Origin of the sequence: Methylobacterium sp. 190mf, assembly GCF_900107945.1 — a bacterium.
Lineage (GTDB): Bacteria > Pseudomonadota > Alphaproteobacteria > Rhizobiales > Beijerinckiaceae > Methylobacterium.
On the sequence record NZ_FNVI01000014.1, the window covers coordinates 133,656 to 154,274 of the forward strand.

The 20,619-nt window shown below is 71.3% G+C and carries 19 protein-coding genes; 12 read left to right on the forward strand and 7 right to left on the reverse strand.

The features are described 5' to 3' along the window. The first annotated feature begins 82 nt into the window (after positions 1-82). The 10 genes from C4T42_RS17940 (at position 83) to C4T42_RS17985 (ending at position 10,950) form a co-directional block, all read left to right on the forward strand. Positions 83-1,669 carry an ABC transporter substrate-binding protein gene (locus C4T42_RS17940; protein ID WP_103985569.1) on the forward strand — a complete coding sequence of 529 codons (1,587 nt, stop codon included), beginning with the start codon at positions 83-85 and terminating at the stop codon, positions 1,667-1,669. Between the two features lie 266 nt (positions 1,670-1,935). Further along, positions 1,936-2,877, forward strand: coding sequence for an ABC transporter permease (locus tag C4T42_RS17945; RefSeq protein WP_020093982.1), 942 nt, complete (start codon positions 1,936-1,938; stop codon positions 2,875-2,877). 59 nt (positions 2,878-2,936) lie between these two features. After that, entirely contained in the window at positions 2,937-3,848 is a 912-nt protein-coding gene (locus C4T42_RS17950; protein WP_026605053.1) for an ABC transporter permease, read from the forward strand. Next, entirely contained in the window at positions 3,848-4,861 is a 1,014-nt protein-coding gene (locus tag C4T42_RS17955) for an ABC transporter ATP-binding protein (protein ID WP_020093980.1), read from the forward strand. The genes C4T42_RS17950 and C4T42_RS17955 overlap by 1 nt, the downstream gene beginning before the upstream one ends. Continuing rightward, on the forward strand, positions 4,858-5,874 hold the full coding sequence (locus C4T42_RS17960; RefSeq protein ID WP_020093979.1) for an oligopeptide/dipeptide ABC transporter ATP-binding protein: 1,017 nt from the start codon (positions 4,858-4,860) through the stop codon (positions 5,872-5,874). The genes C4T42_RS17955 and C4T42_RS17960 overlap by 4 nt, the downstream gene beginning before the upstream one ends. Positions 5,875-6,012: 138 nt before the next feature. Further along, positions 6,013-7,152: an amidohydrolase/deacetylase family metallohydrolase gene (locus C4T42_RS17965; RefSeq protein WP_020093978.1), complete on the forward strand. Its 1,140-nt coding sequence runs from the start codon at positions 6,013-6,015 to the stop codon at positions 7,150-7,152. A 155-nt stretch (positions 7,153-7,307) separates the two neighbouring features. Beyond that, entirely contained in the window at positions 7,308-8,078 is a 771-nt protein-coding gene (locus C4T42_RS17970; RefSeq protein WP_020093977.1) for an ABC transporter ATP-binding protein, read from the forward strand. Further along, positions 8,071-9,003, forward strand: a complete 933-nt coding sequence (locus tag C4T42_RS17975) for an ABC transporter permease (RefSeq protein WP_020093976.1) — start codon at positions 8,071-8,073, stop codon at positions 9,001-9,003. The genes C4T42_RS17970 and C4T42_RS17975 overlap by 8 nt, the downstream gene beginning before the upstream one ends. Before the next feature lie 178 nt (positions 9,004-9,181). Beyond that, positions 9,182-10,270: a YeiH family protein gene (locus C4T42_RS17980; protein ID WP_020093975.1), complete on the forward strand. Its 1,089-nt coding sequence runs from the start codon at positions 9,182-9,184 to the stop codon at positions 10,268-10,270. A 227-nt stretch (positions 10,271-10,497) separates the two neighbouring features. Further along, positions 10,498-10,950 (forward strand): MucR family transcriptional regulator, encoded by a 453-nt coding sequence (locus C4T42_RS17985; protein WP_026605051.1) that lies wholly within the window; start codon positions 10,498-10,500, stop codon positions 10,948-10,950. Here C4T42_RS17985 and C4T42_RS17990 read toward each other — a convergent pair. The 6 genes from C4T42_RS17990 to C4T42_RS18015 all read right to left on the reverse strand — a co-directional run bounded on the left by C4T42_RS17990 (position 10,923) and on the right by C4T42_RS18015 (position 18,168). Then, complete coding sequence (locus tag C4T42_RS17990) at positions 10,923-11,267, reverse strand: hypothetical protein (protein ID WP_020093973.1); 345 nt, start codon at positions 11,265-11,267, stop codon at positions 10,923-10,925. The two genes, C4T42_RS17985 and C4T42_RS17990, sit on opposite strands and share 28 nt — an antisense overlap. Before the next feature lie 188 nt (positions 11,268-11,455). Further along, complete coding sequence (locus tag C4T42_RS17995; RefSeq protein WP_020093972.1) at positions 11,456-13,060, reverse strand: ABC transporter ATP-binding protein; 1,605 nt, start codon at positions 13,058-13,060, stop codon at positions 11,456-11,458. Positions 13,061-13,064: 4 nt separating this feature from the next. Then, a complete protein-coding gene (locus C4T42_RS18000; RefSeq protein WP_020093971.1) occupies positions 13,065-14,486 on the reverse strand; it encodes a M20 family metallopeptidase in 1,422 nt (473 codons plus the stop codon). Between the two features lie 60 nt (positions 14,487-14,546). After that, on the reverse strand, positions 14,547-15,482 hold the full coding sequence (locus C4T42_RS18005; RefSeq protein WP_020093970.1) for an ABC transporter permease: 936 nt from the start codon (positions 15,480-15,482) through the stop codon (positions 14,547-14,549). Positions 15,483-15,492: 10 nt separating this feature from the next. Further along, on the reverse strand, positions 15,493-16,410 hold the full coding sequence (locus C4T42_RS18010) for an ABC transporter permease (RefSeq protein ID WP_020093969.1): 918 nt from the start codon (positions 16,408-16,410) through the stop codon (positions 15,493-15,495). A gap of 225 nt (positions 16,411-16,635) precedes the next feature. Beyond that, positions 16,636-18,168 (reverse strand): ABC transporter substrate-binding protein, encoded by a 1,533-nt coding sequence (locus C4T42_RS18015; RefSeq protein WP_103985570.1) that lies wholly within the window; start codon positions 18,166-18,168, stop codon positions 16,636-16,638. A 170-nt stretch (positions 18,169-18,338) separates the two neighbouring features. On the opposite strand from C4T42_RS18015, the gene C4T42_RS18020 reads away from it, so the two are divergent. Together C4T42_RS18020 and C4T42_RS18025 are read left to right on the forward strand one after the other, a co-directional pair. Continuing rightward, on the forward strand, positions 18,339-19,241 hold the full coding sequence (locus C4T42_RS18020; RefSeq protein WP_020093967.1) for a LysR family transcriptional regulator: 903 nt from the start codon (positions 18,339-18,341) through the stop codon (positions 19,239-19,241). Then, complete coding sequence (locus C4T42_RS18025; protein ID WP_020093966.1) at positions 19,238-19,765, forward strand: ATPase AAA; 528 nt, start codon at positions 19,238-19,240, stop codon at positions 19,763-19,765. The genes C4T42_RS18020 and C4T42_RS18025 overlap by 4 nt, the downstream gene beginning before the upstream one ends. Before the next feature lie 10 nt (positions 19,766-19,775). On the opposite strand, the gene C4T42_RS18030 is transcribed toward C4T42_RS18025, so the two are convergent. After that, on the reverse strand, positions 19,776-20,555 hold the full coding sequence (locus tag C4T42_RS18030) for a CDP-diacylglycerol diphosphatase (RefSeq protein WP_020093965.1): 780 nt from the start codon (positions 20,553-20,555) through the stop codon (positions 19,776-19,778). Between the last annotated feature and the right edge of the window lie 64 nt (positions 20,556-20,619).

Consider the following 20,619-nt stretch of genomic DNA (forward strand, 5'->3'; position numbering starts at 1 on the left):
GCGCATCAGAACCGTTCAAACTCGCCCGCAAGGTGCGGGCCGGCGACCGATGCTTGAGATCCGCACCGCCAGGGAGAAGACGATGGACCGCAGGACCTTTCTCAAGGGTTCGGCTGCGCTCGGTTTGGCTGCGCCGCAGCTCGCGCGGCCGGCCCTGGCGCAGGGGGGCAAGGTCCTGCGCTTCGTGCCGCAGGCGAACCTCGCGAATTTCGACCCGATCTGGGGGACCCAGTACGTGGTGCGCAACGCCGGCACCCTCGTCTGGGACATGCTCTACGGCGTCGACGCGCAGCTGAAGCCGCAGCGCCAGATGGTCGAGTCCGAGGAGGTCTCGGGCGACAAGCTCACCTGGACCTTCCGGCTGCGCCCCGGCCTGAAGTGGCACGACGGCGAGCCGGTTCTCGCCAAGGACGTGGTGGCGAGCCTCACCCGCTGGATGGCCCGCGACCCGATCGGCCTGATGATCCGCGGCATCCAAGACGACCTCGCGGCGACCGACGACAGGACCTTCCAGTGGCGCCTGAAGAAGCCGTTCCCGAAGCTGCTCTACGCGCTCGGCAAGACCAACGCGCCGATGGCGCTGATGATGCCGGAGCGGATCGCCAAGACCGACCCGTTCACGCAGATCTCCGAGTATGTCGGCTCGGGCCCGATGAAGTTCGTCCGCAACGAGTGGGTGCCGGGCGCCCGGGCGGTGTTCGAGACCTTCACCGACTACAAGCCCCGCGACGAGCCGAATTCCTGGCTCGCGGGCGGCAAGCGCATGCTGGTCGACCGGGTCGAGTGGGTGATCATGCCGGACGCCGCCACCGCGTCGGCGGCCCTGCAGAACGGCGAAGTCGACTGGTGGGAGAACCCGATCTCCGACCTCGTGCCGCTGCTGCGCAAGAACAGCAACCTCAACGTCGACATCGCCGACCCGCTCGGCAATGTCGGGTCGTTCCGGATGAACCACCTGCACCCGCCCTTCGACAACCCGAAGATCCGCCAGGCGGTCATGACCGCGATGAGCCAGGAGGATTACATGCGGGCGATCGTCGGCGACGACGACAGCCTGTGGAAGACGTTGCCGGGCTTCTTCACGCCGGGCACACCCCTCTACAGCGAGGCGGGCGGCGGCAATGTCGGCAAGGGCGACATCAAGCTCGGCCAGAAGCTGCTCAAGGAGGCCGGCTACAAGGGCGAGCCGGTGGTCTGCATCGTGGCGCAGGACCAGGGGATCACCAAGGCGCAGGGCGACATCACCGCCGATCTCCTGAAGAAGATGGGCTTCAACGTCGACTTCGTCGCCACCGATTGGGGCACCACCGGCACCCGCCGGGCCTCCAAGGCGCCGCCGCCTCAGGGCGGCTGGAACATGTTCCACACCTGGCACGCGGGCGCCGACTGCATCAATCCGGCGGGCTACCCGGCGGTGCGGGCGAGCGGCGACAAGGCGTGGTTCGGCTGGCCGAACATCCCGCCGGTGGAGACCGCCATCGCCGAGTGGTTCGACGCCGCCGACCCGGCCGCCGAGAAGGCCGCCATCGACAAGGTCAACGCCGCCGCCTGCGAGGGCGTGGTCTACGTGCCCACCGGGTTCTTCCTCGGCTACCAGGCGTGGCGCAAGAACGTCTCGGGCATCGTGAAGGGGCCGATCCCCTTCACCTGGGGCGTGTCGAAGGCGTGATGGCGCCCGCTCTCGCCACGTCGGGTCGCCCGACCCGCCCGGTCTCTCGGGCGGGCTCCCGGCTTCGGATACCGCGCTCGGCAACGCGGTCGCGGGACGGGGCGCGGGTCCCTTCTCCTGTCCCTCTCCCGCACGGGAGCGGGGGCGCGTCGCGCTCCGCCGCCGGCGTTCGCGCCCGACCCGGACGCGTGAAGGTCGGCACCCGCGAGGGGGGCAGGGGCGGCCGCACCCGCCGCGCCCTCCCGCCCACAGCCTAGCGAGGCCCCATGCTCGGCTATATCGGCAGGCGCATCCTCGCCACCATCCCGGTCATGGCGGTGGTCGGGCTGTTCGTCTTCAGCCTCCTCTACTTCGCCCCGGGCGACCCGGCGGCGATCATCGCGGGCGACCAGGCGACCCCCGACGACGTCGCCCGCATCCGCGCCACGCTCGGCCTCGATCGGCCGTTCCTGGTGCGGTTCTGGGAATGGTCCTGGCAGATCCTCCACGGGGATCTCGGCACCTCGATCTTCACCAACCTGCCGGTCACCACCATGATCGGCCAGCGGGTGCAGCCCACCGTCTCGCTGATGCTCGTCACCCTGGTCTTCGCCATCGTGGTGGCGGTGCCGCTGGGCGTCGTCGCCGCCTGGAAGGCCGGCAGCCTGATCGACCGCCTCGTGATGGGGCTCGCCGTGACGGGCTTCTCGGTGCCGGTCTTCGTGGTCGGCTACATCCTGGCCTACGTCTTCGCCCTCGAGCTCGGCTGGCTGCCCGTGCAGGGCTACACGCCGATCGAGCAGGGTGTGTGGCCCTGGCTGTCCAACCTGATCCTGCCGGCGGTGACGCTCGGCCTCGTCTACATCGCGCTGATCGCCCGGGTGACCCGCGCGACCATGCTCGACGTGCTCCAGCAGGATTACGTGCGCACGGCCCGGGCCAAGGGGCTGTCGCAGGGGCCGGTCCTGTTCGTCCACGCCCTCAAGAACGCCGCGGTGCCGATCGTCACCGTGATCGGCATCGGCATCGCGTTGCTGATCGGCGGTGCGGTGGTGACCGAGACGGTCTTCGCGATCCCCGGCCTCGGGCGCCTCACCGTCGACGCGATCCTGCGGCGCGACTACCCGGTCATCCAGGGCGTCGTGCTGCTGTTCAGCTTCGTCTACGTGCTCGTGAACCTCGCCATCGACCTCTTCTACACCGTGCTCGACCCGAGGATCCGCTATTGACCGCGACCGTCGCGCCCTTCCCCAGCAGCGCCCCGCAGGCGGGCGCCTCGCCCGAGGGAATCACCCCCAAGGCGCCCCCGCCGCCGGGCCTCGCCGTCGCGGCGCCGCTGCCCGACGTCATCCCGGCCCGCAAGCGCCGGGGCCGGGTCTGGACCTATGTGCGCCGCAACCCGACCATCGTGGTCGGCGGCGTGCTGCTCCTCATCGTCTTCCTGATGGCGGTGCTGGCCCCCTATCTCGGCACCGTCGACCCGACCGCCCTGGCGCCCGCCAAGCGCACCCGGGCCCCGTCGGCGCAGTACTGGTTCGGCACCGACATGCTCGGCCGCGACGTCTACTCGCGGGTGGTCTACGGCGCCCGGGTCTCGCTGCTGGTCGGCTTCTCGGTGGCGTTCCTCGCCTCGGTCGCGGGGCTCGCGGTCGGCCTCGTCTCCGGCATGGTGCGCTGGCTCGACGGGATCGTCATGCGGGTCGTCGACGGCATGATGTCGATCCCGCCGATCCTGCTCGCGGTCGCGCTGATGGCGCTCACCCGCGGCTCGGTCCAGAACGTGATCATCGCGATCACCATCGCGGAGATCCCGCGCGTCGCCCGCCTCGTGCGCGGCGTGGTGCTGTCGCTGCGCGAGCAGCCCTACGTCGAGGCGGCGGTCACCACCGGCACCCGGATGCCGGCGATCATCTGGCGCCACATCCTGCCCAACACGCTGGCGCCCATGACCGTGCAGGCGACCTACATCTGCGCCTCCGCGATGATCACCGAGGCGATCCTGTCGTTCATCGGCGCGGGCGTGCCGCCCTCGACGCCCTCCTGGGGCAACATCATGGCCGAGGGCCGGGCCCTCTGGCAGGTGAAGTTCTACATCATCCTGTTCCCGGCCATCTTCCTCTCGATGACGGTGCTCGCCGTGAACCTCGTCGGCGACGGCCTGCGCGACGCCCTCGACCCCCGCATGGCGAAAGACGTCTGATGAGGACCGGCAGCATGAGCGGCACCCCTCTCCTGTCGATCGAGAACCTGCAGGTCCATTTCCGCACCCCCGACGGGGTGAATCGGGCGGTGGACGGGGTCTCGTTCGCGATCCAGTCGGGCGAGACCCTGGCGATCGTGGGCGAGTCCGGCTGCGGCAAGTCGGTGACCTCGATGTCGATCCTGCGGCTCCTGCCCGAGCCGCCGGCCCGCATCGCCGGCGCGATCAAGTTCGAGGGCAAGAACCTCCTCGACCTGCCGAACAGCGCCATGCGCAAGATCCGCGGCAACGACATCAGCGTGATCTTCCAGGAGCCGATGACCTCGCTGAACCCAGTGCTGACGGTCGGCCGCCAGATCGGCGAGACCCTGCGGCTGCACCAGGGGCTCGGCCGCCGGGAGGCCGAGGAGCGGGCCGTGGAGATGCTGACGCTGGTCGGCATCCCCGAGCCGCGGCGCCGGGTGCGGGAATACCCGCACCAGCTCTCCGGCGGCATGCGCCAGCGGGTGATGATCGCCATCGCGCTCGCCTGCTCGCCGAAGCTCCTGATCGCCGACGAGCCGACCACGGCGCTGGACGTGACCATCCAGGCCCAGATCCTCGACCTGATGCGCGACCTGAAGGCCCGGGTCGGGGCCGCGATCATGCTGATCACCCACGATCTCGGCGTGGTGGCCGAGGTCGCCGACCGGGTGGTGGTGATGTATGCCGGCCGCAAGGTCGAGGAGGCGCCGGTCCGCGAGCTGTTCCGGTCGCCGCGCCACCCCTACACCCGCGGCCTGATGGGGGCGGTGCCGAAGCTCGGCGCCGTCGAGCACGGCGCCGACGCGCGGCTCGCCGAGATCCCCGGCATGGTCCCGAGCCTGAAGGGCCGGATCGAGGGCTGCGTCTTCGCCGGGCGCTGCCCGGACGTCACCGACCTGTGCCGCGCCTACGCGCCGGCCCTGGAGCCGAAGGCGCCGGGCCACCTCGCCGCCTGCCACTACGCGCCGAAGGACGCCCTCGCGGCATGAGCGCCACGCCCGCACCCGCCGCCCGCACCCTGCTGGAGGTCAACGACCTCAAGAAGCACTTCGCCCTCGGCGGCGGCCTGTTCGGCCAGTCCAAGCGCGTGCTCAAGGCGGTGGACGGCCTGTCCTTCACGGTGGCCCGGGGCGAGACCCTCTCGCTCGTCGGCGAGTCCGGCTGCGGCAAGTCTACCGTCGCCAAGGCGCTGATGCGCCTCTACGCGCCCACCGCCGGCCAGGTGGTGCTCGACGGGCGCCGCATCGACGACCTCTCGGCCGGAGCGCTCCGGCCCCTGCGGCGCCACATCCAGATGGTGTTCCAGGACCCGTTCTCGTCGCTCAACCCGCGGATGCGGGTGCGGGCGATCCTGGCCGAGCCGATCCGCAATTTCGGGCTGGCCCGCAACGCCGCCGACCTCGAATCCCGCCTCGCCAGCCTGATGGAGCGGGTCGGCCTGCCGCGCGAGGCGCTCGGGCGCTTCCCGCACGAGTTCTCCGGCGGGCAGCGCCAGCGCATCGGCATCGCCCGGGCGCTCGCCGCCGAGCCGGACCTGATCATCTGCGACGAGGCGGTCTCGGCGCTGGACGTCTCGGTGAAGGCGCAGATCGTCAACCTGCTGCGCGACCTGCAGCGCGAGCTCGACCTCGCGATGCTGTTCATCTCGCACGACCTCGCCATCGTCGAGCACATGACCCACCGCGTCGCGGTGATGTATCTCGGCAAGATCGTCGAGATCGGCCCCCGCCGGGATCTCTTCCTGGCGCCCAAGCACCCCTACACCCAGGCCCTGCTCTCGGCGGTGCCGATCCCCGAGCCCGGGGCCGGGCGCACCCGCATCGTGCTCAAGGGCGACGTGCCGAGCCCGATCAACCCGCCCTCCGGCTGCCGCTTCCACACCCGCTGCCCGCACGCCTTCGACCGCTGCCGGACCGAGGTGCCGGGCCTCGACGCGGTCGGCGCCGGCCACTTCGCCGCCTGCCACCTCAACGACACGGCCGTGCCCGCCCGGGCGGCCTGACGGCGCCGTCCTCGCGAGCGCAGCGAAGCGACCCAGGGCAGCGCGCGATCCCCGAGCGTGGCGGATCCCTGGGTCGCTTCGCTTCGCTGCGCTCGCGAGGACGGGTCGGATTCCCGCGAACCACATCCGGAGTCTCTCGTGCAGCACGACCTCATCCTGAAGGGGGCCCGGGTCATCGACCCGTCGCAGAACCACGACGGGATCTGCGACGTCGCCTTCGCGGACGGCCGCGTCTCGGGCTTCGGCCGCGACCTGCCGGCGGGCCCCGGCACGCAGGTCCGCGACATGGCCGGCGCGATCGTCACGCCGGGCCTGATCGACCTGCACACCCATGTCTACTGGGGCGGCACCTCGCTCGGCATCGACGCCGACGAGTTCTGCCGGACCTCAGGAGTGACCACCTCGGTCGATACCGGCAGCGCCGGGCCGGGCAACTTCGCCGGCTTCCGCAGCCACGTGATCGAGCGGTCCGAGGCGCGGATCCTCGCATACCTGCACGTCTCCTTCGCGGGGATCTTCGGCTTCTCGAAGACCATCATGGTCGGCGAGAGCGAGGACCCGCGGCTCCTGGCGCCCCGGGAGGCGGTCGAGGTCGCCGACGCCAACCGGGACGTGATCGTCGGCATCAAGGTCCGGGTCGGGCGCCACGCCTCGGGCGACCAGGGCACCGCGCCCCTCGACATCGCCCTGCAGGTCGCGGAGGAGACAGGCCTGCCGCTGATGGCCCATATCGACGAGCCGCCGCCGAGCTACGAGCAGGTGCTGGCCATGCTGAGGCCCGGCGACGTGCTGACCCACGCGTTCCGGCCGTTCCCGAACTCGCCCATCACGGCCCAGGGCGCCGTGAAGCCGGCGCTCCGCGAGGCGCGGGCGCGGGGCGTGCTGTTCGACATCGGCCACGGCAAAGGCTCCTTCGCCTTCAGGACCGCGCGGGCCATGCTGGCGGGGGGCTTCCTGCCCGACACGATCTCGTCGGACGTGCACCAGCTCTGCATCGAGGGGCCGGCCTTCGACCAGGTCACCACCATGTCGAAGATGCTCTGCCTCGGCATGAGCCTCACCGAGGTCGTCGCCGCCTCCACGGTGAACGCCGCCGTGGCGCTGAAGCGGATGGAGTACGGGACCCTGAAGGTCGGAGCGCTCGGCGACGCCACGGTGCTGGCGGTGCGGGACGGCGCGTTCGACTACGTCGACACGCGCGGCGAGCACATGACGGGCGACCGGCGGATCACCGCCGAGGGCGTGGTGCTGAAGGGCCGGTGGTGGCACCCGGCCTGACCCGTCGGGCCTGACGATCGGGACGAAGATCCCATCGCATACAAAATATCGACCTTTACAGCCTCTTCCGCGGGCCGATACACTTTCCCGTGAGGGACGGACCATCTCCGGCCCTCAGCGAAACGCGGTTCAAACCGCGGCGCCAGGGAGGATGGATGGACACGGGTCAGCCTCTGCTGGAGGTCGACGGCGTCACGCTCCGCTACAAGACGCCCGAGCACCTCGTCACGGCCACCTACCGGGTGAGCTTCCGGGTCTGGCCCGGGGACCGCTTCGTCCTGCTCGGGCCGTCCGGATGCGGGAAGTCGACCCTGCTCAAGGCGGTGGGCGGCTACATGGCACCGACCGAGGGCGAGATTCGCCTGAAGGGGCGCCCGGTCACCGAGCCCGGCCCCGACCGGATGATGGTGTTCCAGGAATTCGACCAGCTCCTGCCGTGGAAGACGGTCCGGCAGAACGTGGTCTTCGCCCTCGAGGCCTCGGGCCGGCTGAGAGGCCGCGAGGCCCTGGACCGGGCCAACCTCTACATCGACAAGGTCAACCTCACGAAATTCGCCGACAGCTACCCCCACACCCTGTCGGGCGGCATGAAGCAGCGCGTCGCCATCGCCCGCGGCATGGCGATGGAGCCCGACATCCTGCTGATGGACGAGCCCTTCGCGGCGCTCGACGCGCTCACCCGGCGACGCATGCAGGACGAACTGCTCGCCCTGTGGGAGGGCACGCGCTTCACCGTGCTGTTCGTCACCCACTCGATCCCCGAGGCGATCAAGGTCGGCTCGCGCATCCTGCTGCTCTCGCCCCATCCCGGCGAGGTGAAGGCCGAGCTCAACAGCGCCGCGTCGCCGGAGGCGGCGCTGCAGCTCGAGGGCCGGATCCAGCACATGCTGTTCTCGGAAGAGATCCAGGAGGCGGAGAATGTCTAGCGCGCAAGCCCTGAGCGGCGCCCCGCTGGCCGGGCCGAGCGCCGCGCCGCGTCTGTCGTCCCTGCCGCCGTCCGGCCGGCCCGAGATCGTGCGCGAGACCGGCCACGCCCACGGCGCCGCGGTGGTGGAGAAGCCGCTGTCGATCACCGAGCGCCTCTACAACCAGGCGTGGCTGCGCAAGATCGTGATCCTCGTGCTCCTCGCCGGGATCTGGGAGGCCTACGGGCGCTATCTCGACAACGACCTCCTGTTCCCGACCTTCACGGCGACCGTGGAGGCCTTCTTCCGGGGCATCGCGGACGGCACGCTGCCGGCCCGGGCCTGGAGCTCGCTGAAGGTACTGCTCATGGGCTACGCCGCCGGCGTCGCCCTGGCGACCGTGCTCACCGGCGTCGCCATCGCGTCGCGGATCGGGACCGACCTGCTCGAGACGCTGACGTCGATGTTCAACCCGCTGCCGGCGATCGCGCTCCTGCCCCTGGCGCTGATCTGGTTCGGCCTGGGCAACGGCAGCCTGATCTTCGTGCTGGTCCACTCGGTGACCTGGGCGATCGCCCTCAACACCCATTCGGGCTTCCTGTCGGTCAGCCGCACGCTCAAGATGGTCGGGCGCAATTACGGACTGTCGGGCCCGCGGCTGATCGGCAAGATCCTGATCCCGGCGGCCTTTCCGTCGATCCTCACCGGCCTGAAGGTCGGCTGGGCCTTCGCGTGGCGCACCCTGATCGCCGCCGAGCTGGTCTTCGGGGTGTCGTCCGGGGCGGGCGGCCTCGGCTGGTTCATCTTCGAGAACAAGAACATGCTCGACATCCCGAACGTGTTCGCCGGGCTGCTCACCGTGATCCTGATCGGTCTCGTGGTCGAGAACCTGATCTTCCAGACGATCGAGCGGCGCACCGTCCAGCGCTGGGGCATGCAGGCCTGAGCGGGGCCGGCCTCGGGCGGAGCGCTCCGGCCGCGCTCCGCCCGAGGCCGGCCCCGATCTCTGCGGAGACGTGTCTTCTCGCATGTTGCTCGAATAGAGATCGAACTTCTCTGTTGCGACGGTGCGGCGAACGTTTTCTTCCTATAGGCTCCGCTGACGACCCCCGGAGCCCGTTCCCGTGAGCCCTGACGCCCCATCCAAGACGGCCCCGACGCCGGCCCGCCCCGAACGGGGCGGCCGGTCGGACACGGCCGCCTCGGTCCTGCCCGGCATCGGCCTGTGCGCGGTGATCACCGCGGTGGCGATGGCCGCGCAGGCGGTAGAGGAGCGGGTCGCCGGTCACCCCTACATCGAGGCCCTGGTCCTGGCGATCCTGATCGGCATCGCGGTGCGGACCGCCTGGACGCCCCCGGCGCAGTTCCGCACCGGCATCGCCTTCTCGGCCAAGCAGCTCCTCGAGGTCGCCGTGGTGCTGCTCGGCGCCTCCCTGAGCCTCGGGGCGATCCTCGCCTCCGGCCCGGCGCTGCTGGCCGGCATCGTCGGGACCGTGGTGCTCGGCATCGCCGCCAGCGTGGCGATCTGCCGGGCGCTCGGGCTGCCGGCCCGGATGGCGATCCTGGTGGCCTGCGGCAACGCCATCTGCGGCAACTCGGCCATCGCCGCGGTGGCACCCGTGATCGGCGCGGAGGCGAAGGACATCGCCGCCGCCATCGCGTTCACCGCCGTCCTCGGCGTGCTGATGGTGCTCGGGCTGCCGCTGTTCGTGCCCCTCGCGGGCATGACCGACAACCAGTACGGGGTGCTGGCGGGGCTCACCGTCTACGCGGTGCCGCAGGTCCTGGCCGCGACCGTCCCGGTGAGCCTGCTGTCGACCCAGGTCGGCACCCTGGTCAAGCTGGTGCGGGTGCTGATGCTCGGCCCGGTCGTGGTGGTGTTCTCGCTGATCGCCCCGCGTCTGCCGCAGGCAGCGGGGGCGCCGCCGGCGCCGTCCCGTCCGGGCTTCACCAAGCTGGTGCCCTGGTTCATCCTCGGCTTCCTGGCGCTGGCCACCCTGCGCTCCCTGGGCCTCGTCCCGGACCCGGCGGTGAAGCCGCTGACCCAGCTCGCCGGCGTGCTCACGGTCCTGTCCATGGCCGCCCTCGGCCTCGGGGTCGACGTCCGGGTCCTGGCCCGGGTCGGCGGCCGGGTCACCCTCGCGGTCACCGCCTCCCTGGCGGTCCTGATCGCCCTCAGCCTGACGCTGATCCGCGCCCTCGGGATCGGGTGACGCCGCGCGCGGTCTTTCCCGCCGCGCGGGCTCCCGACCCGTGTAACAGGCATTCCATCGGCACCTTTGTGCAGGTGACCGGAGCCTTTCGCGCCGGCGATCCGGCCCATCCGCACCGAAAAGCGCTTCGGGTGATCATCCTTCAGTCAAGACCGTCTTGACACATACGCGGTTTTTGCTTTGGAACCGCAGGCATCGTCGTCGAAAGCTTCGTGTGGACTCGCGCAGTGCCTGAAAAGAATCCCGAGAACAGCCTCAGGTTGGTCACGCTGGTGGGCGAGATCGTCGCCGCCTACGTCTCGAACAATTCCGTTCCGCCGACGGCCCTGCCCGAGCTGATGGCGAGCGTGCACGCGGCCCTGGCATCCCTCGACGGGCAGGCGCCGGCGGCCGCGGTCGAGCCGGCCGTGGAGCGGCCGACGCCGGCCCAGATCCGCAAGTCGGTCCAGGAGGACGGGATCGTCAGCTTCATCGACGGCCGGACTTACAAGACCCTGAAGCGCCACCTCACCGCCCACGGCCTGACGCCGGAGCGGTACCGCGAGCGCTACGGTCTGCCGGACGATTACCCGATGACGGCGCCGGGCTACGCCGCGCAGCGCTCCGCGCTGGCGAAGGCGATCGGCCTCGGCGTGCCCGGCGGGCGCGTCGATCAGCGCAGGACGGGCACCGGCGGCTGATCGGCGGCGCGGCGCGGGGCCGCGCGCGGCGCGGTCTCGCTCCGCCGCCCCAGGAACGGCAGCACCTGCGCGGGGGCCGGCTCGGATCGGCTGGGCTCGGCGCGGCCCGGGCGGCCGAACGTGTCGGCCCAGCTCAGTTTGATCACCCGGTTGTCCGCGGCCGCGGGCTCCTCCGCGGGGCGCGGCGCCTTGCGGTTCGCGGCGCCGATCCAGCGCACGATCCGGTGCTCGCGCCCGCGGCGGAGCACCGGCGGCAGATTCGTCTCGCTGCGCTTGCGGTTCTGCCGGATGTCGTCGGTCTTGTCTGAGATCGACACGCTCGATAACCCTGTCCCCGTGCGAGGTGCGGGCGGGGACGGATAGCGGGTGCAGCCGTGGATCCGCCGGGGTGCTCCACCCTCGACAACGGCGCTATCCTACTGAACTTGCAGGATCCGGACAGGGCGGTCCCGTCCAAAAAACTTGTCTCTGCGTCCCAGATTGGCCCGTCCGGGGCCGGAACGGCTCAGGAGGCGCGCGCGCCCGGCACCGCGGCGAGCAGGGTGCGGGTGTAGGCGTGCTCCGGCGCGGCGAACAGGTCCGCGGTGCCCCGCATCTCCACGATGGCGCCGCGGTGCATCACGGCGATCCGGTCGCAGATCGTGGCGGCCACCCGCAGATCGTGGGTGATGAACAGCATCGCCAGCGACAATCTCTGCTTCAGGTCCTCCAGCAGGTCCAGCACCTGCCGCTGAACCGAGACGTCCAGCGCCGAGACCGCCTCGTCGGCCACCAGCACGTCCGGCTCCATCGCGAGCGCTCGGGCGATGCCGATGCGCTGGCGCTGCCCGCCCGAGAAGGCGTTGGGGTAGCGGGCGGCGGCCTTCGGATCGAGACCGACGAGGTCGAGGAGGCTGCGCGCCCGCTCCCGGGCCTCGGCGGCCGAGACCCCGTGGGCGATCGGGCCCGCCGTGATGATCTGCTCGACGGTGCGCCGCGGGTTCAGCGACGCGAACGGGTCCTGGAAGATCATCTGGATCCGGCTGCGCTTGTCGCGCAACGCGCCGCTCCTCAGCGCCGTGTAGTCGAGTTCGCCCAGCCGGACGGTGCCGCCGTCGGGCTCGATCAGGCGGATCGCGAGCCGCGCGGTGGTCGACTTGCCGGAGCCGGATTCGCCCACGATCCCCAGGGTCTCGCCGCGGCGCACGTCGAACGAGACGTCCTTGACCGCCGCCACGACCCGCGGCTTGCCGAACAGGCCGGAGCGCCCGGAATAGGTCTTCGACAGCCGGTTCACCGACAGCGCGACCGGGGCGGCCGCCAGGGGCGGGCGCGGCGGCGGCGTCAGGCTCGGGACGGCGGCGAGCAGCGCCCGGGTGTAGGGCGCCTGCGGGTTCCGCAGCACCGCCTCGGCCGTGCCGGATTCCACGAGCCGCCCGCGCTGGAGCACCGCCACGTGGTCGGCGATCTCCGCCACCACGCCGAAATCGTGGGTGATGAACAGGACGCTCATCCCGCGCTTCCGCTGCAGGTCGCGGATCAGCCGGAGGATCTGGGCCTGGGTGGTGACGTCGAGCGCCGTGGTCGGCTCGTCGGCGACCAGCACCGAGGGCTCCAGCGCCAGCGCCATGGCGATCATCGCCCGCTGCCGCTGGCCGCCGGAGAGCTGGTGCGGGTAGGCCCGCACCGCCTCCTCGGGGTTCGGCAGCCCGACCTCGGCGGCGAGCGCCACCGCCCGGGCCCGGCGCTCGCTCCGGCTGAGCAGGTTGTGCGCCTCGAACATCTCGGCGATCTGGTCGCCGACTCGCATCACCGGGTTCAGGGCCGTCATCGGCTCCTGGAACACCATGGCGATGCGCCGGCCCCGCAGCGCGCGCCACGCCGGCTCGTCGAGGGTCAGGAGGTCCCGGCCCTCGAACAGGATCGCGCCGGCCGTCGGCTTCAGCGCCCGGGGCAGGAGGCCTGTCAGCGCGTAGGCGCTCATCGACTTGCCCGAGCCCGATTCCCCGACCACGCACAGGATCTTCCCGGCCTCGAGGTCGAGGTTCAGGCCCTCGACCGCGTGCGGGCGGTCGGCGCCCTTGGGGAGCGCGATCGTCAGATCGCGGATGCGGACGACCGGCTCGCTCATCGTGTCAGGCCCTCGCGGTGCGGCGGCGGAGGATGTCGGGCCCGTCTCGGCCCAGATCCCAGAACAGGCCGGCCATGATCGCCAGGCCCTCGCGGGTGCCGGAGGCGAGCATGTGCTCGTCCGGACCGTGCTGGCGGCAGGCCGGGTAGGAATGCGGCACCCAGAGGGTCGGCAGGCCGAGGATCTCCGAGAAGGCGTCGTTCGGCAGCGAGCCGCCGAGATTGGGCAGCAGCGCCGGCTTCTTGCCCGAGCTCGCCTCGATCGACTGGAGCGCCCACTCGACCCAGGGATCCTCCACGGGCAGACGGGTCGCCTGGAAGACTTCCGCCGCGCGGGCCGGCCGGACCTCGATCATCGGGAAGCCGCGCGCGTCGAGATGGGCGCGCACGTTCCGGATGAGGTTCTGCCAGTCGGTGCCGACCACGAAGCGCAGCTGCAGGGTCGCCTTGGCGTGGGGCGGCACGGCGTTGAGCGGCCCGTCCGGGTCGCCGGTCTTGAAGGCCAGCACCTCCAGCGTGTTCCAGGCGAAGACCCGCTCGGCCGGGCTCAGGCCCGGCTCGCCCCAGTCGGAATCGATCGTGGGCGCGGTCGGGTCCTCGCCGACGCGGATGTCGGCGAGCGCCGCGCGCACGCCCTCGGGGATCGGCGGCGGCCGCAGGGCGTCCACCAGGATGCTGCCGCGGGCATCGACCATCGAGGCGATCGCCGAGGCCAGCACCGTGCCGGGGTTGCGCAGCAGCCCGCCCCAGTTGCCGGAATGGTGCGGGCCCTCCCGAAGGTTCAGGCTGAGCTCGAAATTGTAGGCGCCGCGGGAGCCCAGGAAGAGGGTCGGCCGCTCGCCGTTGAGGCGGGGGCCGTCCGAGGCGATCAGCACGTCGGAGCGCAGGGCCTCCGCCTGCTCCCGGCAGAACGGCCGCAGGCCCGGGGAGCCCGATTCCTCGCCCATCTCGATCAGGAGCTTGACGTTGAAGCCGAGACGGCCCCCGCGCGCGGCGATCACCTGCTCCAGGGCCGCGAGGTTGAGGACGTGCTGGCCCTTGTTGTCGGCGGTGCCGCGCCCGTACCAGCGGTCGCCCTCGACCACGATCTCCCAGGGGCCGAGCCCTTCGCGCCACTGCTCGGGGTAGCCCCGCACCGTGTCGCCGTGGCCGTAGATCAGCACGGTCGGCAGGTCCGCGCCCTCGCGCCGCTCGGCGATCAGGAACGGTCCGTGGACCCCGTCCGGGTTGGGGAAGATCTTCGGCGCGTCGAAGCCGAGGCGGGCGACGAGCGGCGCGATGAAAGCGTCGAGATAGGCGCGGAGCGCCGCCTCCTGGCCGGGAGCCTGGCTCTCGGTGGGCATCGCCACGGCCTCCCGCAGGAGCGCGAGGAACGCGCCCGAGTCGAAGGCCTCCGTGGCGCGCGCGATGGCGGCGTCTCGCGTCATGGTGTGTTTCCCGTGAAACATTTCGTTAACCTGCCGGCCGGTTCCGGCCTGGCGACGGCGTCAGTGGCGCGCCTCGGGGGCGGTGATGTCGCGCAGGCCATCACCTAAGAGATTGATCGCCAGCACGAGGAGGAGGAGCGCCACGCCCGGGATGGTGATCACCCAGGGCTGGAAGAACATGTACTGCTTGCCCTCGGCGATCATCAGGCCCCAGGAGGGCAGGGGCGGCTGCACGCCGAGCCCGAGGAACGACAGGGCGGCCTCCAGCAGGATCGCGTGGGCCATCTCCAGGGTCGCCACGACGATCAGCGCGTTCATGATGTTGGGCAGGATCTCCTGGCGGATGATCCGCAGGTCCGTGAGCCCCGCGGCGCGGGCGGCCGAGACGAAGTCCTGGTTGCGGATCTGCTGGGTGGCGGCCCGCGTCACCACGGCGAAGCGGTCCCAGAGCAGGAAGCCCAGCACCAGCACCACCACCTTGAGCGAGCCGCCGACCAGCGCCGCCATGGCCAGCGCCACCAGCACCACCGGCATGGCGAGCCGCGTGGTCACGACGTAGCTGACCACCGAATCGACCCAGCCGCCGAAATAGCCGGCGCACAGGCCGAGCGTCGTGCCGATCAGCCCGGAGATCAGCGCCGCCGAGATCCCGATCAGGAGGGAGATCTGGCCGCCGTAGAGCAGGCGGCTCAGGTAGTCGCGGCCGAGCTTGTCGGTGCCGAGCACGTGCTCCCAGGTGCCCTTGGCCTGCCAGACCGGCGGGATCAGGCGGCGGGACACGTCCTGCGCGTAGGGGTCGTGCGGGGCGATGAGCGGGGCGGCGAGCGCCGCCAGCACGATCAGCCCGAGGATCCCGGCCCCGATCAGGAAGCCGGTGTGGCGCAGGCCCCGGCGCAGGATCAGGCGAGTGGGGGAGGGGACCGGCGCCAGCGCGATCGGCGCGTCCGGGGGCAGGGCCGGGGCGGCGAGCGCCGCCGTGTCGGGGGGGAGGCTCATCGGCGGATCCTCACGACTGGCGCAGGCGCGGGTCGAGGAAGGCGTTCAAGAGGTCGGCGGCGAGCGTCAGGCCGATATAGATCATGGCGAGCACCAGCACGATCGCCTGGACGACCGGGAAGTCGTTGCGGGCGATGGATTCCCAGGCGAGCTGCCCGAGCCCCTGGAGCGAGAACACCGCCTCGATCACGATCGAGCCGCCCAGCATGAAGCCGAACTGCACCGCCGAGAGGGCGATCACCGGGATCACGGCGTTGCGCAGCGCGTGCCGCACCAGGATCTTGCGCGGCGGCAGCCCCTTGGCGCGGGCGGTGCGGACGTAGTCGGAGGCCAGCACCTCCAGCATGCCGTTGCGGGTGAGGCGCATCACCGCCGGCATCGCGTAGTAGCCGAGGGCGACCGCCGGCAGGACGAAGTTCTTCCACGTGGCGTTGCCCGAGACCGGCAGCCAGCGGAGGTTGACGGAGAAGATCAGGATCAGCGTCAGGCCGAACCAGAAGCTCGGCATCGCCTGGCCGAGCACCGAGACGGCGAGCGCCGTCCGGTCGATCCACGTGTCCCGCTTCACGGCGGCGACGACGCCCAGCGGGATCGCCACGAACAGGGCCACGGCGAGCGCGATGATGCCGAGATAGAGGGTGATCGGCAGGCGGGCGGCGAGCAGGTCGATCACGCTCTCGCGGAAATAGAAGGAGTTGCCGAAATCGAGGTGCAGGGCCCGCCAGCCCCAGGTGAGGAACTGGGTCAGCAGCGGCTGGTCCAGCCCGTAATCCTGGCGGATCTGGGCGATCTGCGGGCCGGTGGCCTCGGGGCCGGCGATCGCGGTCGCGAGGTCGCCCGAGAGGTGGAGGAGCAGGAAGCTCGCCACCGAGACCGTGAGGGCCACCGCCAGGGCGACCAGCACGCGCCGGAACGTGAAGGCCAGCATGGGTTCAGGCTCCTTCCTGGCGATGCAGATCGCGCCGGATCAGGACGAAGCGTCCTCTCCTCCCCCGGCGATCCCGGGCTTGCCCGGGATCGCTCAAGCTTGTGGGGAGGAGCCGGAGGTGGGGGTGGCGCAGAATCGAGCGGTGCGGTGCCGTCTGCGCCACCCCCACCCCTGACCCCTCCCCGCAAGGGGGAGGGGAAAGGCGTCGCGCCTTCGCGGCCATCCTCACTTCCACGACGCCGCGTAGAAGCGCGGCACCTCGTCGGGCTGGGCCGTGAAGGTCAGGTCCGACGTGAAGGCGTAGTTGGTCGAGTAGGAGAACATCGGCAGGGCGTAGGCCTGCGCGGCGATCCGCTGGAGCGCCTTGGCGTAGGCGGCCTTGCGCTTCTCGGGATCCATGGAGCTGTCGCCCTCCTGCAGGTCGGCGATCACCTGCGGATCCTTGGTCAGGTCCTCCTCGCCGCCGCGGAAATACACCCCGTCGAAGGCCGAGACGGCGACCACCGAGAACGACCCCCAGGTCTGGTAGCCGATCGAGGTCTTGCCGGCCCGCAGCGCGTCGCGGAACGCCGCGTAGCGCAGGTAGTTGAGCCGCGCCTTGATGCCGACGGCGCCGAGATAGCCGATCACCGCCTCGGCGTAGTCGCGCTCGCGATAGGCGCCGAGGTCGATCTCGAACCCGTTCGGGTAGCCGGCTTCCTTGAGCAGCGCCTTGGCCTTGGCGGGGTCGTAGGCGTAGCGCGGCACGCCCTGGTCGGTGCAGCCGAACTGGTCGACGAAGCACAGCGCGTTCATCACCCGCGAGGCGCCGCGCACGAGGTTGTCGACCATCGCCTTGCGGTCGATGGCGTAGGAGATCGCCTGCCGGACGCGCACGTCCTTGAGCGGCGAGTTCTCCTTCGCCCGGCCCAGCGTGTCGAACTGCAGGAACCCGACCCGCATCGTCTCGGAATTGAGGACCGTGATGTTGGGCGCGGCGCGCAACTGCTCGGCTTGGTCGCTCGGCACCCGCCAGATCCAGTCGACGCCGCCGGTCATCAGCTCGGCCATCCGGCTCTCGCCGTCCGGGATGACGCGGAACTGCAGCTTGCCGATCTTCGGCTTACCCAGAGGGCTCTCGGCCCAGTACTTGTCGAACCGCTCCATGGAGACGCCGCGGCCGCTGTCGACCTTGGTGATCCGGTACGGGCCGCTGCCGACCGGCGCCTTGGCGAAACCGTCGAGGCCGACCTTCTTGAAGTAGTTGGCCGGGAAGATCGGGGTCGGGCCGGCGAGGTATTCCAGCGCCGCCGGGAACGGGGCCTTCAGGTGGATGCGCACGCTGTGCGGGCCGGTCACCTCCACCGACTTCATCCAGTCGACGTTCTGGCGGGTGACCGTGCGCGCTTCGGGGGTCAGCACGTAGTTGAACGTGAAGGCCACGTCCTCCGGCCCGAGCGGGTCGCCGTTGTGGAAGACCACGCCCTCGCGGATCGTGAGGTCGAGGGTCGTGTCGTCCGCCCATTTCCAAGCGGTCGCCAGGAACGGCTTGTAGGTGCCGTCCTTGGGATCCCGGTACAGCAGCGTGTCCCAGCAGTTCCGGGCCAGGATCACGCCCTCGCGGGCGCTGTTGTGATACGGGCTGACGTTCTCGGGCTCGCTGTCCGACGCGTAGACCAATGTGTCGTTGGCCTTGCCGGCCAGCGCCGGGTGGGCGGCGATCAGGGTCGCGAACGAGGCGGCCAGGGTGGCGGCTCGGGTGAGGGTCCGTAGCGGCATGCAGGCTCCGACGGCGCGGCGGACAGGCCCGGCGGACGGTTCCGCGGCTGCCGCGTTTTTCACCCTGCCATGGTGTTGTGCATCTGGGATCGCAACAAGTAGAATTTAGCGAGTGCTGCGTTGCCATATCGGCAATGTGCACGGCACCATACAGCGCATCGAGCACGATAATGCAGAGTACGGGCCTGCGCTACTTCCTGGCCGTGGCCCGCACCGGGTCGATCGCGGCCGCCTCGTCCCAGCTCAACGTCGCGGCCTCGGCGATCAGCCGGCAGATCGCCAACCTGGAGGCCGAGCTCGACTGCGTGCTGTTCGAGCGCCGCCCGCGCGGCATGGTGCCGAGCCCGGCCGGTGAGCTGCTGGCGCAGCACGCCCATCAGGTGCTGATCCGCTCCGAGCAGGTGGTCACCGAGATCCGGGAGCTGGAAGGGCTCGCCCGCGGGCTGATCCGGGTCGCCTGCTCGGAGGGCTTCTCCCTCGACATCGTGCCGAACGCGATCGCGGCCTTCCACGCGGCCCATCCCGGCATCCGCTTCGAGGTCACGGTCCAGCCCCCGGCCCAGGTCACCCAGACGGTGTCGGTGGGGGATGCCGATCTCGGGATCACCTTCGCGCTGACACCCACCGCGCAGGTCGAGGTGCTCTACGACGGGCAGGTCGACATGCTGGCGCTGGCCGCGCCCGACCATCCCCTCGCGCGGGCGCCGGCCCTGCGCCTCGTCGACCTGCTGGAGTATCCCGTCGCCCTGCCGACCCGGGACACGACCCTGCGGCAGGTCTTCGACGCCGCCTGCGCGCACGAGGGCATCGCGGTGGAGCCGGTGCTGACCTCCAACACGCTCTCGGCGCTGCTGCCCTTCGTGCGGCGCTCCCGCGGCATCGCCCTGATGTCGGCGCTGTCGGTGCAGACGCCCCTGCGGCTCAACGAGCTTGTCAGCCTGCCGATCCAGTCCCGGACGAGCCTCGCCCGGGGCGTGAAGATCCAGGCGATGCGCGACCGGCGGCTGCCGAAGGCGGTGCGGGCATTCCTGCGCCAGCTGCTCGACGCGCTGCCACCGCCGCGCTCGCCGTGACCCTCGACGCGCTCGGCCCGCGGCTCTGCATCCTGGGGCCGTCGAACAGCGGTAAGTCCACCCTGGCGGTCGCCATCGCGCGGGCGCGCGGCCTGCCGCCGGTCCACCTCGACCGGCTGTATCACCAGCCGGGCACCGACTGGGACCCGCGGCCCTTCGCGGAGTTCCAGGCCCTGCACGACGCGGCGATCCGCGAGCCGCGCTGGGTCATGGACGGCACCTATGCCCGATGCCTGCCGCAGCGTCTGGAGCGGGCGACGGGCGTGATCCTCCTCGACGTCCCGACCGCCACCGGCCTGATCCGCTACCTGCGCCGGTCATGGTTCGTGCGCGAGCGGCTCGGCGCCCTCGACGGCGGCCGGGACAGCGTGAAATGGGCGATGATCCGCCACATCGCCGTTACCGAGCGCGAGAACCGGGCGCGCGAGGCGGCCCTGTTCGACCGCGTCGCCCTGCCCAAGATCCGGCTCGCCGCGGGGGCCGGCCTGGCCGGCTTCTACCGCGCGGAGGGACTGAGCCGGTGACCGGGCCCGCTCAAGCGCCGCCGCGGGACGCAGCGACGGTGCAACTGTGGTCCATCACGTCCTCGGCGCTGGCGCTCGGCGCCCGGTATGCCAGCAGGATGTAGCCCGGCTCGGGATCGCCCGGGGGCGTGGCGAGCGCCGCGAAGCTCGTCCGGTGCAGGTCCGGCCGGGCGCCCGGCAGGGTGTGCAGGGCCGCGAACGGGTTGAACTGCGCGGCCTCCGCCTCCGGCACGCGCAGGGCGTAGTACCGGTCGCCGGCCAGCGGCACCGGGAAGCGGCTCCAGGTGTGGCGCACCTGCCGGCCGTGCGCCCGGACGGCCTTGAGCACGCTCGGCTTCAGGCAGTCGAGGTGGATGTGGAGCTGGTCCTGGCTGCGGCCCCGGGCCGAGTTGACCGCGAGCCCGACCTCCGCGGGGGTGAGCTTCCCCTTCAGCACGTCCGACACGAGCGGCCGCGCCGCCAGGGCCGCCCGCCAGTAGGCGGCACCGCGCGGTCCCCGCAGGACCGGCGCCTCCAGGCCCGGCACGGTGTCGGTGGGCATGACGACGCTGTGGGTCGGCTCGCCGGGCGCGCGCAGGACCGCCGAGCCGGGACGGTCACCGTCCCCGAGATCGACCGACAGGCACGGGAAGGTCCGGTTGGCGAGCCGCTTGGCGAGCACGCAGGTCTTCAGGGCGGCCCACAGCACGTCGCGGCTCGGGTCCGGCGCGGCTTCGGCCGGTGCCGCTGCGGCCGACAGGGCCGCCACGAGGGCCACGACGAGGAGGGCGGCGGGCGGCGGGCGGCGCATGGGGTCTCTCACTGGGGCCGGCGCGTCCGGCCCGGCCTCACCGCGATAGCCGATCCGGGGCCGT